The 15,268-nt window shown below is 33.5% G+C and carries 13 protein-coding genes and 2 tRNA genes; 8 read left to right on the top strand and 7 right to left on the bottom strand.

What is annotated here, in order from left to right; all coding sequences use genetic code 11:
* Window positions 1-10 precede the first annotated feature (10 nt).
* On the bottom strand, window positions 11-1,645 hold the full coding sequence (locus tag WFZ85_RS01925; RefSeq protein ID WP_342694593.1) for a hypothetical protein: 1,635 nt from the start codon (window positions 1,643-1,645) through the stop codon (window positions 11-13).
* Between the two features lie 148 nt (window positions 1,646-1,793).
* Between WFZ85_RS01925 and fabD the strand changes: the two genes are divergently transcribed.
* The 3 genes from fabD to WFZ85_RS01940 are packed head-to-tail and all read left to right on the top strand — an operon-like array spanning window position 1,794 to window position 3,664.
* On the top strand, window positions 1,794-2,666 hold the full coding sequence (gene fabD / locus WFZ85_RS01930; protein ID WP_342694594.1) for an ACP S-malonyltransferase: 873 nt from the start codon (window positions 1,794-1,796) through the stop codon (window positions 2,664-2,666).
* Between the two features lie 6 nt (window positions 2,667-2,672).
* Window positions 2,673-3,359, top strand: coding sequence for a peptidoglycan DD-metalloendopeptidase family protein (locus WFZ85_RS01935; protein WP_342694595.1), 687 nt, complete (start codon window positions 2,673-2,675; stop codon window positions 3,357-3,359).
* A 17-nt stretch (window positions 3,360-3,376) separates the two neighbouring features.
* Window positions 3,377-3,664 carry a hypothetical protein gene (locus WFZ85_RS01940; RefSeq protein WP_342694596.1) on the top strand — a complete coding sequence of 96 codons (288 nt, stop codon included), beginning with the start codon at window positions 3,377-3,379 and terminating at the stop codon, window positions 3,662-3,664.
* Between the two features lie 34 nt (window positions 3,665-3,698).
* Here WFZ85_RS01940 and WFZ85_RS01945 read toward each other — a convergent pair whose 3' ends face one another.
* The 3 genes from WFZ85_RS01945 to WFZ85_RS01955 form a co-directional block, all read right to left on the bottom strand.
* Window positions 3,699-4,610: a DMT family transporter gene (locus tag WFZ85_RS01945; protein WP_342694597.1), complete on the bottom strand. Its 912-nt coding sequence runs from the start codon at window positions 4,608-4,610 to the stop codon at window positions 3,699-3,701.
* Entirely contained in the window at window positions 4,611-5,630 is a 1,020-nt protein-coding gene (galE, locus tag WFZ85_RS01950; protein ID WP_342694598.1) for a UDP-glucose 4-epimerase GalE, read from the bottom strand.
* Between the two features lie 64 nt (window positions 5,631-5,694).
* The gene (locus tag WFZ85_RS01955; protein ID WP_342694599.1) at window positions 5,695-6,825 is read right to left on the bottom strand and encodes a DegT/DnrJ/EryC1/StrS family aminotransferase; all 1,131 of its coding nucleotides are present in this window, start codon (window positions 6,823-6,825) and stop codon (window positions 5,695-5,697) included.
* A gap of 95 nt (window positions 6,826-6,920) precedes the next feature.
* Here WFZ85_RS01955 and WFZ85_RS01960 point away from each other — a divergent pair, with 95 nt between their 5' ends.
* From WFZ85_RS01960 to WFZ85_RS01975, 4 genes are all read left to right on the top strand, one after another.
* Window positions 6,921-8,153 (top strand): 3-deoxy-D-manno-octulosonic acid transferase, encoded by a 1,233-nt coding sequence (locus WFZ85_RS01960; RefSeq protein ID WP_342694600.1) that lies wholly within the window; start codon window positions 6,921-6,923, stop codon window positions 8,151-8,153.
* Between the two features lie 14 nt (window positions 8,154-8,167).
* The gene (locus WFZ85_RS01965) at window positions 8,168-8,656 is read left to right on the top strand and encodes a DUF2237 family protein (RefSeq protein WP_342694601.1); all 489 of its coding nucleotides are present in this window, start codon (window positions 8,168-8,170) and stop codon (window positions 8,654-8,656) included.
* A 384-nt stretch (window positions 8,657-9,040) separates the two neighbouring features.
* Window positions 9,041-11,188 carry a S46 family peptidase gene (locus WFZ85_RS01970; protein ID WP_342694602.1) on the top strand — a complete coding sequence of 716 codons (2,148 nt, stop codon included), beginning with the start codon at window positions 9,041-9,043 and terminating at the stop codon, window positions 11,186-11,188.
* A gap of 157 nt (window positions 11,189-11,345) precedes the next feature.
* The gene (locus tag WFZ85_RS01975) at window positions 11,346-11,558 is read left to right on the top strand and encodes a hypothetical protein (protein ID WP_342694603.1); all 213 of its coding nucleotides are present in this window, start codon (window positions 11,346-11,348) and stop codon (window positions 11,556-11,558) included.
* Between the two features lie 115 nt (window positions 11,559-11,673).
* On the opposite strand, the gene WFZ85_RS01980 is transcribed toward WFZ85_RS01975, so the two are convergent.
* The 3 genes from WFZ85_RS01980 to mutS form a co-directional block, all read right to left on the bottom strand.
* Window positions 11,674-11,759, bottom strand: a tRNA-Leu gene (locus WFZ85_RS01980).
* Window positions 11,760-11,773: 14 nt separating this feature from the next.
* Window positions 11,774-11,846: transfer RNA gene (locus WFZ85_RS01985), tRNA-Gly, on the bottom strand.
* Window positions 11,847-11,985: 139 nt separating this feature from the next.
* On the bottom strand, window positions 11,986-14,622 hold the full coding sequence (gene mutS, locus WFZ85_RS01990; protein ID WP_342694604.1) for a DNA mismatch repair protein MutS: 2,637 nt from the start codon (window positions 14,620-14,622) through the stop codon (window positions 11,986-11,988).
* 152 nt (window positions 14,623-14,774) lie between these two features.
* On the opposite strand from mutS, the gene WFZ85_RS01995 reads away from it, so the two are divergent.
* On the top strand, window positions 14,775-15,248 hold the full coding sequence (locus WFZ85_RS01995; RefSeq protein WP_342694605.1) for a DUF1573 domain-containing protein: 474 nt from the start codon (window positions 14,775-14,777) through the stop codon (window positions 15,246-15,248).
* Window positions 15,249-15,268: the final 20 nt, after the last annotated feature.

Here is a 15,268-nt window from a genome sequence, read left to right on the forward strand (position 1 = left end):
GGGATTTTAATTATTTCTTAGATTTTAAATTGAGGTTATCAAAATTGGTAACATCTATTATTTGTTCGCTATCAATATCAAAAGAAATAGTAACACTATCTCCTACAACCGATATTGGAATTTCACTAGATATTTGTGACGAACCCACAAAAATATTTGGATAATCTTTAATGGTAAAATAATAAAAACTATTTCCATTTTTCACATCACTTTGAATGCGACTAATCACGGATGAGATTGATTTTTTTGACGCTACATTAGACGGATTAATTTTGTTTCCTGCCATATTATAAACGCTTTTGAATAAAGTCAACGTTTCTCGCATAGAATTACCTACACCAACAATTGTGTAATCGTTTATCGCCACCATAGCATACATTTTTACCAATCCACCATCATCTTTTAAGGTCATGATATACGTAGGAATTCCGTTAATATTATAAGGTATAGGTAGTGACGCTTTGTAGCCTTTCTCCTGAACTTTTCCCTCCGCAGAACTTTGCGCTGCATATTCAGTGGCACCACTTTGCTTATAAAAAGTAGTCTCTTTTGTTCTAGTATCAACCAAAACAAAACCTACAGCGCTTTCATCACTCCCAACCGAAGTCAATCCAGTGTACCAATAGGATTTATTATTTTGGCCATAAACCAAGGTTAATCCTTCAGTGATTTGTAATTTATCAGTATTCGAAAAATTCCAATAGCCATTTACATATTCTCCCCAATCATTTAACTGATTTTCTATAAATGCTGCAGGTTGAATACGATCTACCCAAACAGGAGCATTTTTGATTTCGTATTGTTGGATAGCACCGGTTTGTGCATCAACAACAAGAATGCCGTTTGCATTATTTCCCGAAAAACCAATCTTCTTATCATATGTTGTAACTACCCAAAAAGGATTTCCTGCTTCATCAACTTCAAATGTAAAATCGGCTAACCCTACTGTGGCATAGCCATTAAAATATACATGTCGGTGAATTTCACTTGAAAAATAAGCAGCTGTTTGGTATTTGATTTTTATAGGTTTGTTGTTGATAGTTTGTACTAATTTTACGTCGCGCTCATTAGTTGCAGAAACCATCACATAACCAGGAGTTCCTGCAGAGTTATTGAACCATTTGAAAAAGCCTGAGTGTAATAGTGGCGCAACCCAATATAATTCGCCGTTCACTTTTTGGATAGAAAATCTTCCTAATTCAATTTGACTTCCCAAAGCTGGTTGTGAACCTATAATTTTTTCGCCTAGCAAATAAGCCAAATCTTGATCAACAACTCTAATTTTATCCATGGAAATGGGAGCAATATGTTTAGAAATTTTAGTTCCATTTTCTACTTTTCCAATCATTTGTTGGTAACTTGAAGTATGAAAAATGGTTGCTGATGTGACGAAAGAAACAAGCGTTATGTAAGCAAAAATTAACCCCACAACAATAAGCAAACCTTTGCTAGGCATTGATTTCACAATTATTTTTTTTCCCGTATTATCAACTGATAAACCAAGAGCAATAAAAAAATACAACGATAGCAATAGTAATAAAATTAAGGCTATTCCATAAAAACCATACTGAATTACTGGTAAATTTAAATAGCATAACATGAACCCAATAAAAACAAGAAAAGCAATAAGTAACGCTTTTTTCATAAGTAGATATTTTAATCTTATACGTCTATTGTCGAATAAAAAGTTACAATTATTCAAAACTATTTTACTGAGATGTTATGTTTAAAATTAGTAGTTTTGTTTTTTATATGTCAAGAACTGGAAATTTTAAATTAGAAACAAATTTTTTATGAAAGCTTATATTTTTCCTGGACAAGGTGCACAATTTACTGGAATGGGTAAAGAATTATATGAAAGTTCTTCTTCGGCGAAAGAATTATTTGAAAAAGCTAACGAAATTTTAGGTTTTCGCATTACCGATATCATGTTTGAAGGTACAGCCGAAGAATTAAAAGAGACGAAAGTAACCCAACCCGCTGTGTTTTTACATTCTGTTATTTTAGCAAAAACACTGGAAGATTTTAAGCCCAATATGGTTGCCGGACATTCGCTTGGCGAATTTTCAGCATTAGTTGCTAATGGTACTTTATCTTTTGAAGACGGCTTGAAATTAGTTTCCCAACGCGCTTTGGCAATGCAAAAGGCGTGTGAAATTAAACCTTCAACAATGGCAGCGGTTTTAAATCTTGATGATAAAATTGTAGAAGATATTTGTGCCTCGATTGATGGCGTTGTTGTGGCTGCAAACTACAATTGTCCAGGACAATTAGTGATTTCTGGCGAATATAAAGCGGTGGAAATAGCATGCGAAAAAATGAAAGAAGCTGGAGCCAAACGTGCTTTAATTTTGCCAGTTGGTGGTGCTTTTCATTCCCCGATGATGGAACCGGCAAGAGAGGAATTGGCAGCAGCTATTGAAGCTACTAATTTTTCTACTCCAAGTTGTCCTGTTTATCAAAATGTTACTGCAACTGCAGTTTCTGATGCGGCTGAGATTAAGAAAAATCTAATTATTCAATTGACAGCACCTGTTCGATGGACACAATCGGTGCAGCAAATGATAAAAGATGGCGCAACAAGTTTCACCGAAGTTGGTCCTGGAAAAGTATTAGTAGGATTGGTAAACAAAATTGACAAAGAAGTAGCAACGATTTCTGCATAATTTTCTATGGAAAATTTCACTGAAGTACTTTCTAAAATTAATACTGCCAAAGTCATTGCGCCACAAATCGATTATTCCGATTATGTAGCATTAGATTTATCTATTGATAATGAAGAATTGGCTCAATCAAATCTACAAAATGCAAAGGAATATGAATTATATATTCAACGTTTTTTAGATAGAAATAAGGCGAAAATTGCTTTTGGAGGTTATTTAGAAACTAGAAATCTTTACCAACGAAGTACTGTTTTTAAGAATTTAAATTCCGAAGAACGCAACATTCATATTGGTTTGGATTTATGGATTAATCAAACTGCTTCTATTCATGCAGCTTTGGACGGCACCATTCATAGCTTTCAGAATAATACAGCACTTGGCGATTATGGTCCAACGATAATCTTAGCACATCACCTTGAAGGTTTTACGTTTTATTCATTGTATGGCCATTTGAGTGTAGATAGCATAACCAATAAAAATGTGGGCGACGTTATAAAACAAGGACAACAAATAGGAAACTTAGGTTTACCTCCTATCAATGGTGATTATGCGCCACATTTACATTTTCAAATTATTCTAAATATTGAGAGCAATTTTGGCGACTATCCAGGCGTTTGTAATGCAGGTAAATTGGATTTTTATTCTAATAACTGTCCGAATCCTAACATACTTTTAAAAATAGATAATAATACATAACACTAAATAATATCACTATGAAAAATAAATTTTTTTACACGAAAAAAATTGCTTTACAGATTTGTTTCGCAAGTTCATTACTATTGGTATCGTGCTTGGATCAAACTAAAGAGAAACTAGACGAAGCTAAAGATGCAGTAACACAAGAAGTAACAACTTCTATCGATTCTGCCACAATAAAAGCCGAAGCAAAAATTGATAGCTTAAAAAACAAAACAAAAACTAAAGTAGATAGTTTAAAACTTAAGAGTGCTGAAAAAATGGAAGAAGCTGCAAAAAAACTAAAAGAAAGCGTAGAGAATTAAAACTAAGTCCCGATTTGTATCGGGATTTTTTATTTTAAGACTTCGCATTTTTTACCTGTTTAGCTTTTAAATTGGTAATAAAAACTCCAATTATTATGAGAACTGTGGCTATCAAAAAATCCGTTGTAATAATTTCATCGAGCAATAACCATCCTAAAAAGAGGGCAATAATGGTATTGATATAATTTAAAATCGATACTTGAAGAGCGGTAACTCTTTTTAAAGCGTAATGATAACAGAAAAAAGCAATTACCGAACCAAAAACAGCAAGATATAAAGTGGCTAAAATACTTCTCAAACTCCACTTTGACACATCCACATTGGGATAAAAAATCAAAGCTAAAAAAAACTGAATAATCGCTGCTATTGAAAACTGATAAAATAAATCTAGTGCAATGGTATCAGATTTATGCGTATTCCTTTTCATATAAATTGTTCCAACAGACCAGGCAAATATTGCTACACTCAAAAATAGAATACCCGTTTTATAATTGGGATCTAAAATAGCATCTAGGCCATCCCTGAATATAAAAACAACGCCAAAAAAACCGATTATAACACCAAAAAATCCCTTTAAATTAGGCTTTTGTATACCTACAAGCGCACTGCCTAAAAAAATGACTAAAGGTGTCAACGCGCTAAGTATCGATGTTAATCCGCTGGGCACAGTTTTTTCAGCAATAGTGGTAAAACCATTTGCCACCACAATCATCAAAACGGCAGTAATAAATTGAATTTTAAAATTGGGCCAACCTATCCACGCTAACTCTTTTTTATAGAGTAAAAAAGCAAAAACTATTACAGCTGCCAATCCTTGTCGTGAGGAAGTGATATACCACGGTGGCATAGTTTCAACAGCGATGCGAATGCCAAGATATGTTGTGCCCCAAACGACAGCAACAACAAATAAGCAAAATAGTAATTTGTAATCTGTAATTTTGGGCACTTAGTTTTTGCGAATTTTTTGTTCCCATTTCCAAGCAGAAGCTAAACTTTCTTCTAGGGATGATTGCGCTTTCCAACCCAAAACTTTATTCGCTTTATCTGTATTAGCATATGCCGATGTAATATCGCCTTCTCTCCTTCCGACAATTTTATAGGGTAATTTTTTGCCCGAAACTTTCTCAAACGCAGTAATAACTTCTAAAACTGAACTGCCTTTACCCGTTCCTAAATTAAAAGTTTCTACTTTGGCTAAATTTTGTTTGTTCAATAATCTTTGCATGGCCACAACATGTGCTTTTGCTAAATCTACTACATGAATATAATCTCGAATGGCTGTTCCATCTGGCGTTGGATAATCATCACCATAAACTGAAAGCTGCTCTCGAAGACCAATTCCTGTTTGTGTTATAAACGGCACTAAATTTTGCGGAACACCGATTGGTAATTCGCCTATTTCTGCCGATGGATGTGCTCCAACTGGATTAAAATAACGAAGTAATATTGCATTTATAGAGGAAACTTTTGCCACATCATTGATTATTTCTTCACCTATTTGTTTAGTATTACCGTAAGGAGACATTGCTGGTTGTACAGAGGCATCTTCTGTAATTGGCATTTGTTCAGCTTGACCATAAACAGTGCAAGACGAACTAAAAATAAAACTAGCCTCGGCCATTTTAGTTAATTCTTGAAGCACATATACCAATGCGTTAATGTTGTTTTCATAGTACAACAGTGGATTTTCAACGCTTTCACCCACAGCTTTAGATGCCGCAAAATGAATTACACCTACAACATCAGTATATTTAGCAAAGAAATTTTGAACGGAAGACTTATCTCTCAAATCAAGGTTTTCAAAAATTGGTTTTTTTCCAATAATGCGATAAATTCCATCCAAAACATCAATAGAAGAATTAGACAAATTATCAATAATAATGGCTTCAAAACCGGCGTTATGTAGTTCAACTACAGTGTGTGAACCAATAAATCCCAATCCACCAGTTACTAGTACTTTTTTCATAAAATTTCACTTTTTAATCGTTGTCACAGTTAACAAAATTTAGACTGAAAACCGTTTCTGAAAACTATTTAAGGTATTCTAAAACACTATCCGTTATAAACTTAATTTGCTCGTCGTCTAATTCGGTATGCATTGGCAAAGAAATAACTTCTTTTACCAACTGATTGGTAACGGGAAAATCTTCCTCTTTGTAACGCGTATCAGCATATGCTTTTTGCGAATGTAAAGGAATTGGGTAATAAATGGCACATGGAATTCCTTTGGCTAGCAAATGTTCCATCAAACCATTTCTATCAGCATCAATAATCCGTAGCGTATATTGATGAAAAACATGGCAATCGCAGATATCGCAAATGCTTGGCGCAATAATGTTTTTATGACCTTCAAATGCCCCTGAATATTTGCGTGCTGCATCTTGACGTGCTTTTCCATAAGAATCTAAAAATGGTAATTTTGCATTTAAAACTGCTGCTTGAACGCTGTCTAATCGCGAGTTGACGCCAACTACGTCATGGTGATACCTGATATACATTCCGTGATTGACGATACCTCTTATTTTATGAGCCAAATCATCATCATTAGTAAAAATAGCACCACCATCGCCATAACATCCTAAATTTTTAGAAGGGAAAAATGACGTTGAAGCTACATGACCAATGGTTCCTGCTTTCTTTTTTGTTCCATCAGAAAACCTACAATTGGCACCAATAGCTTGCGCATTATCTTCAATAACATATAAATTATGTTCGTTAGCAATTCTCATAATCGCTTCCATATTGGCAGCTCTTCCAAAAAGGTGAACGGGAACAATGGCTTTTGTTTTTGGCGTAATAGCTTTTTTTATCGCTTCAATGGAAATATTCATATTTACCATATCTACATCAACCAAAACAGGTGTAAGTTGTAACAAAGCAATTACCTCAACCGTAGCCGCAAAAGTAAAATCGGCAGTAATTACTTCATCGCCAGGTTGTAAATCCAATCCCATCATAGCAATTTGTAAGGCATCAGTTCCATTTGCACACGGAATTACATGTTTCACATCGAGATATTCTTCTAAGTTTTTCTGAAACTTATGAACTTCGGGACCATTTATATAGGTTGTAGTATCTAACACCTCTTGAATAGAAGCGTTTACAGTTGCTGCTATTTTATCATATTGACTTTTTAAGTCAACCATTTGAATTTTTCTCATTTTTCATAAATTATGAGCTGCAAAAGTAAGAAATTCTAAAGTAGAATATCCTATTCGATAAAAGAAACGTATTTTAGCGCAACAAATTTTTGAAGATGCTTTTTCTTTACAATTTCATGGTAATTTTGGCTTCACAATTGTTGAAGTTATGGGCATTTTTCATTCCAAAAGTGAAACTCTTTGTTGACGGAAGAAAAAATGTTTTTGAAATTTTACGTTCAAAAATAAATCTTCAAGATAAAACAATCTGGTTCCACGCAGCTTCACTTGGAGAGTACGAACAAGGTTTGCCGGTAATGGAAAAAATAAAAGAACGATTTCCTAGTCATAAAATCGTTTTGACATTCTTTTCACCTTCAGGTTACGAAGTTCGAAAAAAAAACACGATTGCCGATGTTACCGTTTATTTGCCTTTGGACACAAAAACTAATGCTAAAGAATTTGTAGCGACCGTACATCCGGAATTAGTGTTTTTTATCAAATATGAATATTGGCCCAATTATTTGAACGAATTGAAGAATGCAGAAATTAAGACCTACTTGATATCAGGAATTCTAAGAGAAAACCAAGCCTTTTTTAAATGGTATGGCGGATTTTATCGAAATGCATTAAAAACCTTCGATTACTTTTTCGTGCAAAATGAAAGTTCCAAAAAATTATTACAATCGTTAGGTCATCAAAATGTAAAAATTTCGGGAGATACTCGATTTGATCGAGTAGTATCGATTTTGCAACGCGATAATTCATTGCATTTTATTGAAGATTTCAAAGACAAAAAAAAGTTGGTGGTCATCGGGAGTTCTTGGCCAAAAGACGAATCATTACTTGTTAATTTTATAAATCAAGCAGATGAGAATGTAAAATTTATTATCGCACCACATATTATTAAGGCGGAACAAATTGCCGAATTGAAAAATGCTATCACAAAAAAAGTGGTTCTATTTTCTGAAATGGAAAATGAGTATTTAGCTACTTTTCAAGTTTTTATCATAGACACTATTGGCATTTTAACTAAGATATATTCCTACGCTGATATTGCCTATGTTGGCGGTGGATTTGTAAAAAAAGGACTTCACAACATTCTTGAACCGGCCACTTTTGGAATACCGATTCTCATTGGACCTGAATTTTCCAATTTTGCTGAAGTCAAAGCTTTGGTCAACTTAGAAGGTTGTATTTCTATCAATAACCAAGCGGAATTGAATAATGCCCTAACTAATCTACTTTTAAACGAAGACATTCGGTACGAAAAAGGACATATTTGTGAAACTTTTGTTCAAATGAATAAAGGCGCTACCGATATTATTTTGAGTTATTTAGAATCTTAATTCCACTCAGTACTATGAAAGCAGCAATGCTATTTTTGGGAATATTTTTTATTACAAGTACTGTTTTTTCACAAAAAAAGACAGCACAAGAAAATTGTATCATCACCAATAACAAAGATTTAAAAGTAAAAAAAATGGAAACTACACAAAAAAATGTACTCGGAACCGATTTACAATTAGCGAGTAAAAATCCTTTAACCGGTTTTTACAGAACTGGTTTTTGCTCCACCGATGAAAAAGATAGAGGCGTTCATGTGGTAGCAGCAGTAGTTACCGACGAATTTCTTAACTATTCCTTGTCTAGAGGAAATGATTTAATTTCTCCCTATCCTGCAAGCGGTTTTCCTGGCTTAAAAGCTGGCAATATTTGGTGTTTATGTGCCATGCGTTGGAAAGAAGCACTTGATGCTGGTGTTGCGCCACCTGTAATTCTTGAGGCAACAAACATAAAAGCACTGCAGTATATAACTTTAGAAGACTTAAAAAACAATCAAGTAAAGTAGAATAAATAACAACTATTTTCAAATTTGCATAATACGATGAAAATCAAAAAATGCAGCCTTTGTAATTTACCAGACACTATTTTGTTTAGAATTCAAATCGAAAAAGGAAAGACGTGGCTTTTTGTCTGTAAATTATGCTGTGAAAAATCCCAAAAATTACCCAATTATAAATATGGTGGAACTTGGAAAGGAAGTAGGCATTGATTTTCTCCCTAAATACTAGCATATGAAAGTTATATGTTGACTTAGTAAAACTATAATACCAAATGTTAAATAAAAGTTTAAGAAAACCTAAAAACAAAAATAAAATAACAAATATTGTATCTTTCACTCGATTTTAAAAATCAAAATTTACACCTAAAAAATACTAACATTACAATTATTATGAAGTACATTAAACTACTTTTCCTATTTATTTTTATCCAAACCCAAGCGCAACAAGGCGGCATGTGGATTCCGTCATTATTAAAGGGAATGAATGAAAACGAAATGAAAAATTTGGGCATGAAAATTTCTGCCGAAGACATTTATTCGGTTAACAAATCAAGTTTGAAAGATGCCGTTCCACAGTTTGATGGCGGTTGTACTGCAGAAGTTATTTCGGATAAAGGACTTATTTTAACCAATCACCATTGTGGATTTGATAATATCCAAAGTCATTCTACAGTAGAAAATGATTATTTAACCAATGGATTTTGGGCTTATAAATTGGAAGAAGAATTACCCAACAAAGATTTATATGTAACCTTTATCATCCGAATTGAAGATGTTACAGCTAAAGTTTTAGAAGGAACTTCTGAATTGACATCCGAAGCTGAAAAGCAGAAAAAAATTCAATCCAATATAAGTTTTTTAAACAAAACCTTACCTAAAGAAGCTTGGCAAGAAAACAGTATCCGCACATTTTATGACGGCAATCAATACTTGCTTTTTGTTATTGAAAATTATACAGACGTTCGATTAGTTGGCGCTCCACCGAGTTCGATTGGAAAATTTGGTTCAGATACTGATAATTGGGTTTGGCCACGTCATACGGGTGATTTTTCGTTATTTAGAATTTATGCTGATAAAAACAATCGTCCTGCAGCCTATTCCAAAGATAACGTTCCCTATAAACCAAAACACTTCTTCCCTATTTCAATAAACGGAATTAAAGAAAATGATTTTACAATGGTGATGGGTTATCCCGGAAGAACCCAAGAATATTTACCTGCTATCGCAGTAGAACAACTTGTAAATACTTTAAATCCTGTTAAAATTGAAGTTCGCGATGCAGCTTTAAAAGTGCAAGATGGCTTTATGCGAAAAGATAATGCAATCAAGATTCAATATGCTTCCAAGTATGCAGGAATCGCTAATTATTGGAAAAAATGGATTGGTGAAACCAAAGGATTGAAAAAATCAAATGCTATTGCCGTGAAAAGAAAGTTTGAAGCTGATTTTCTTGACAAAGTAAATAAAGCCGGAAAACAAGCAGAATATGGAAATTTAATAAGCGATTTTGAAAAAAATTATACCGAAATAAAAGATTATGCCTTAGCTAGAGATTTATTTACAGAAGTAGCGCTCAGAAATTCGGAACTATTACAAAACGCTTATCGTCTTTATCAGTTAGAACAGCTTTTGAAAACAAAAGGCGAACAAGCCTTTACCGACAGAAAAACAAATTTGTCTAACGGAATTGTTGATTTCTACAGAGATTATAACGCTACAGTTGATAAAAATGTTTTTGAGCAATTAATTAGTATTTATACTAAAAGATTGCCAAGTCAATTTTTACCTTCTGAATTTAAAAACTTAAATGCACCTCAATTAACGAATGACATCTATACAAATACTAAATTAACCAGCTTAGAAAACTTTAGAAGTCTACTAGATGGCGACACAAAATCAGTAATCGAAAAAATAAATGCAGATAAAGGATATCAAATTTTAAAAGCGATGGCTGATGCACATACTCAAAATGTTTTGCCAAAATTTGATGAGCTAAACCTTAAAAACATGGCTACACAAAGAACATATATGAAAGCCATATTAGAATTAAGTCCGAAATCGGATAGGATATTTCCTGATGCCAATAGCACACTCCGTGTAACTTATGGAAAAGTAAAGGGATACAAACCTAGCGATGCCGTTGTGTATGAACCTATAACCTATTTAGAAGGTGTAATGGAAAAATACATTCCAGGGGATTATGAATTTGACGTTCCAAAAAAACTAATCGATTTATACAATACTAAGGACTATGGCGCCTATTCAAGCCAAGGAAAAATACCGGTTGCCTTTATAGCTACTAACCATACAACGGGAGGAAATTCTGGAAGTCCAGCATTAGATGCCAATGGTAATTTAATTGGTTTAAATTTTGATAGAGTTTGGGAAGGAACCATGAGCGATATTTATTATTCGCCAGACATTTGCAGAAATATAATGGTAGATATTCGTTACGTTTTATTTATAATTGACAAATTTGCGGGTGCTGACAATCTAATAAAAGAAATGAAAATCATTACCAAAGGGAAAAATAGATAAATATTTTAACTTTATTTTTGGTTTTGGCACGATAGTTGCTACATGTTAAAATGAAGTTTAGATAGGTTTTTTAAAAAAAGTTAAAAAAACAATTTAACATATTAAAAAAATTATATCTTTGCCTCGAATTAATAATTAACCTTTTATATTAAGTAAGATGAAAAAAGTATTTTTAAGTTTAGCTATCGTTGCTGCATTAACTGTAGTATCTTGTAAACAAGCTGAGGCTACTGACGCTGCTGCTGCTGACACAACTGCTGTTGAAGCTGTTGACACAACTGCTGCTCCAGCTGACACAACTGCTGCTGCTCCAGCTGACACAACTGCTGCTGCTCCAGCAACTGAAACTCCTGCTGCTCCAGCTAAGTAATTTTAAATTACAGAAAAAATCAAGCCGTCCGCTATGCGAGATGGCTTTTTTTATTAAGTAAATCTAGGAATATAGAGTAATAAAAAAAGCTCCAAACTACGTTTGGAGCTTTTTGTACTCAAGGCGGGACTTGAACCCGCACGAACATTGCTGTTCACTGGATTTTAAGTCCAGCGTGTCTACCAATTTCACCACTCGAGCATCATAAGAAGTTGAGCGAAAAACGGGGCTCGAACCCGCGACCTCGACCTTGGCAAGGTCGCGCTCTACCAACTGAGCTATTTTCGCATTTACAAAATTTATTAGAGCAACACTACTTGTTCAGTAATGCGGATGCAAATGTACTATTTAAATTGAATTATACAAACCTTTTTAATTAAAAAACTTTTATAAAATCTAATCTATTGATTTGCAAAACTTAGAAAATTTACTTTTTTAATAAAATCCTTTTTAACTCATTTAATTTCATTAATGCCTCAACTGGTGTCAATGTATTTATATCTAAATTCAATATATCCTCTCTAATCTCTTCCAACAACGGATCATCGAGATTAAAGATATTTAATTGCATTTGCTGCGCCTGTTCGCCTCTCAGGCTCGAGCCATCTTTTGTATTTTTAATCTTGTTCGAAACTTCACTAGAATGACTCTTCTCAAGCTTTTTGAGTATTTTCTGTGCTTTTTGAATTACAATTTGCGGCATTCCAGCCATTTTTGCGACATGAATTCCAAAACTATGTGCGCTTCCACCTTTAACTAATTTCCTAATGAATAATACGGTATCTTTTAATTCTTTCACAGAAACATTGTAATTCTGAATTCTAGGTAAAAGTTCTGTCATTTCATTTAGCTCATGATAATGTGTAGCAAACAATGTTTTTGGTCTCGATGGATTTTCATGAAGAAATTCTGCAATTGACCATGCAATAGAAATTCCATCATAAGTACTTGTACCGCGACCAATCTCGTCAAGAAGTATTAAACTTCTGTCTGAAATATTATTTAAAATAGAAGCCGTTTCGTTCATTTCCACCATAAAAGTAGACTCACCCATAGAAATATTATCACTTGCCCCAACTCGTGTAAAAATTTTATCAACAACACCCATTCTTACTTTTTCGGCTGGAACAAAACTTCCCATTTGTGCTAGCAAAACTATTAATGCTGTTTGTCTCAAAATAGCTGACTTACCTGACATATTAGGACCAGTAATCATTATTAGCTGTTGTGTTTCTCGGTCTAAAAACAAATCATTTGGCACATATGGAATGCCTATTGGCAACTGTTTCTCAATTACTGGATGACGACCATTAGTTATTTCCAATTCAAAAGTTTCATCAAGTATTGGACAAACATAATTATTCTCTATTGCTAATTGAGTAAATGACGACAAACAATCTAATTGAGCAATTAAATTAGCATTAAGTTGTACTGGCTTGATGTAAGTAGCAATCCAACTCACTAATTGTTCAAATAATCGAACTTCAATCTGATGGATTTTCTCTTCTGCGCCAAGAATTTTGGTTTCATATTCTTTTAATTCTTCTGTAATATATCTTTCAGCATTAACAAGTGTTTGTTTTCTAATCCATTCTGCTGGAACTTTATCTTTGTGTGTATTTCTTACTTCGATATAATAACCAAAAACGTTATTAAAAGAAATTTTCAAGGATGAAATTCCCGTTAACTCGGATTCTCGTCTTTCAATTCCTTCTAAAAATTCTTTTCCTGAAAATGCTATTCTCCGCAAATCGTCCAACTCCTCATTAACACCTGTAGCTATTGCATTTCCTTTCAAAATGGCAACTGGCGCATCTTGATTAAGTGTCATATTTATTTTTTCGCGAAGCAAATCACAAGAATGCAGACTGTCGCCAATAACTCTTACCGCTTCTTGATTGCTTTCTAAAGCAAGATTTTTAATTGGTATGATAGCATCGAGAGATTCTTTTAGATAAACAACTTCTCGTGGTGAAATTTTTCCTGTAGCGACTTTAGAAATCAATCGTTCTAAATCTGAAATTTGTTTGATCTGATATTGTATTTTTTGAAGAATTTCAGGTTTATTTTTTAAAAAAGAAACCACCTCGTGTCTACTTCTAATTTTATAAATATCCTTAAGTGGCAAAGCTAACCATCGCTTTAAAAGCCTAGAACCCATTGGTGACAGTGTTCTGTCAATCACATCCAAAAGTGTTACTGCATTTTGGGAATGACTTTGATATAATTCTAAATTTCGAATAGTAAAGCGATCCATCCAAACATAAGCATCCTCAGCGATTCTTTGAATATTAGTGATATGTTGAATTTTACTATGCTGTGTTTCTGATAAGTAATACAAAATCGCACCCGAAGCAATAATTCCATCCTGCAGCTCTTCCACTCCAAAACCCTTCAGGGAATTGGTTTGAAAATGATTAGTTAAGCTTTCTGTTGCATAATCTTCCTTGTACACCCAATCTTCAAGAAAAAAAAGATTAAAGTTATCTCCAAAAAAATCCTTAAACTGTACTTTATTATTTTTTTGAATTAATATTTCACTGGGATTAAAGTTTTGTAACAATTTATCTATGTATTCATTGTTTCCCTGTGATGTTAAAAATTCTCCAGTTGAAACATCCAAAAATGCAACTCCAAGTTGTTTTTTTCCAAAATAAATTGACGCTAAGAAGTTATTTGCTTTTGATTGCAAAACCTCATCATTCATCGAAACTCCGGGTGTGATCAATTCGGTAACGCCTCGTTTCACAATAGTTTTAGTCATTTTTGGATCTTCAAGTTGGTCACAAATGGCAACACGAAGCCCAGCTTTTACTAATTTTGGTAAATAGGTATTTAAAGAATGATGCGGAAAACCTGCCAAAGCAGTTTCAGTATCTGAACCTGCACCACGTTTTGTTAAAACTATACCAAGAATTTTTGATGCTCGAACAGCATCATCACCAAAGGTTTCATAAAAATCACCTACTCTGAATAATAAACAAGCATCGGGATATTTTCTTTTTATCTCGTTGTATTGTTTCATTAAAGGTGTTTCCTTTATTGGTGTTTCTTTAGCCGACAATATCTAATGATTTAATTTTTAATGAAAGCGAATTTAAATATTTTAGAATGAAATGACATCGTAAAAAAAATTAATTTAATATTAAGTTAAAAAAAATGATGCCTTTTGCATTTTTAAATAGATTTGTACTTGAAATATTAAAAAATATTAAAATGAAAAAAGTAATACTATTCGCGGCAATCGCATTTTTTGGAATTGCAACAATCAATGCTCAAACTGTTAAGAAAGTAGCTAAAAAAGAAACCACTCAAACCATTTCAGTTACTCCTAAGGTGGATGGTGCTGCAATAAAGTTTGAAAATGAAACTATTGACTATGGAACAATTCAACACAATGCTGATGGTAAAAGAGAATTTGTTTTTGTTAATAATGGTACTAAACCATTAACGATTGAAAGCACACAAGGCTCATGTGGCTGTACTGTTCCTTCTAAACCAGAAGGCGCAATTGCTCCAGGTGGGAAAGGCACAATTGGGGTAAAATATGACACTTCTCGAGTTGGACCATTTACAAAAACTGTGACAGTTAGGTCCAATGCTGTAGGACAAGAAACCAAAGTTCTAACTATTAAAGGAACTGTTTTAGCTGATCCGGCTACAGAAGGAACTGCACCAGTAAAAAGCTAATATTTGTTAATTATAATTCA

Origin of the sequence: Flavobacterium aureirubrum (assembly GCF_038739835.1) — a bacterium.
Classification (GTDB): Bacteria; Bacteroidota; Bacteroidia; order Flavobacteriales; family Flavobacteriaceae; genus Flavobacterium; species Flavobacterium aureirubrum.

Bases quoted from the DNA above. Each gene is read 5' to 3' on its own strand.
- WFZ85_RS01925 (WP_342694593.1), bottom strand. From the start codon at position 1,645: ATGAAAAAAGCGTTACTTATTGCTTTTCTTGTTTTTATTGGGTTCATG.
- WFZ85_RS01975 (WP_342694603.1), top strand. From the start codon at position 11,346: ATGAAAAAAGTATTTTTAAGTTTAGCTATCGTTGCTGCATTAACTGTA.
- WFZ85_RS01940 (WP_342694596.1), top strand. From the start codon at position 3,377: ATGAAAAATAAATTTTTTTACACGAAAAAAATTGCTTTACAGATTTGT.
- WFZ85_RS01965 (WP_342694601.1), top strand. From the start codon at position 8,168: ATGAAAGCAGCAATGCTATTTTTGGGAATATTTTTTATTACAAGTACT.
- WFZ85_RS01995 (WP_342694605.1), top strand. From the start codon at position 14,775: ATGAAAAAAGTAATACTATTCGCGGCAATCGCATTTTTTGGAATTGCA.
- WFZ85_RS01955 (WP_342694599.1), bottom strand. From the start codon at position 6,825: ATGAGAAAAATTCAAATGGTTGACTTAAAAAGTCAATATGATAAAATA.
- galE (WP_342694598.1), bottom strand. From the start codon at position 5,630: ATGAAAAAAGTACTAGTAACTGGTGGATTGGGATTTATTGGTTCACAC.
- WFZ85_RS01960 (WP_342694600.1), top strand. From the start codon at position 6,921: ATGCTTTTTCTTTACAATTTCATGGTAATTTTGGCTTCACAATTGTTG.
- fabD (WP_342694594.1), top strand. From the start codon at position 1,794: ATGAAAGCTTATATTTTTCCTGGACAAGGTGCACAATTTACTGGAATG.
- WFZ85_RS01970 (WP_342694602.1), top strand. From the start codon at position 9,041: ATGAAGTACATTAAACTACTTTTCCTATTTATTTTTATCCAAACCCAA.
- WFZ85_RS01935 (WP_342694595.1), top strand. From the start codon at position 2,673: ATGGAAAATTTCACTGAAGTACTTTCTAAAATTAATACTGCCAAAGTC.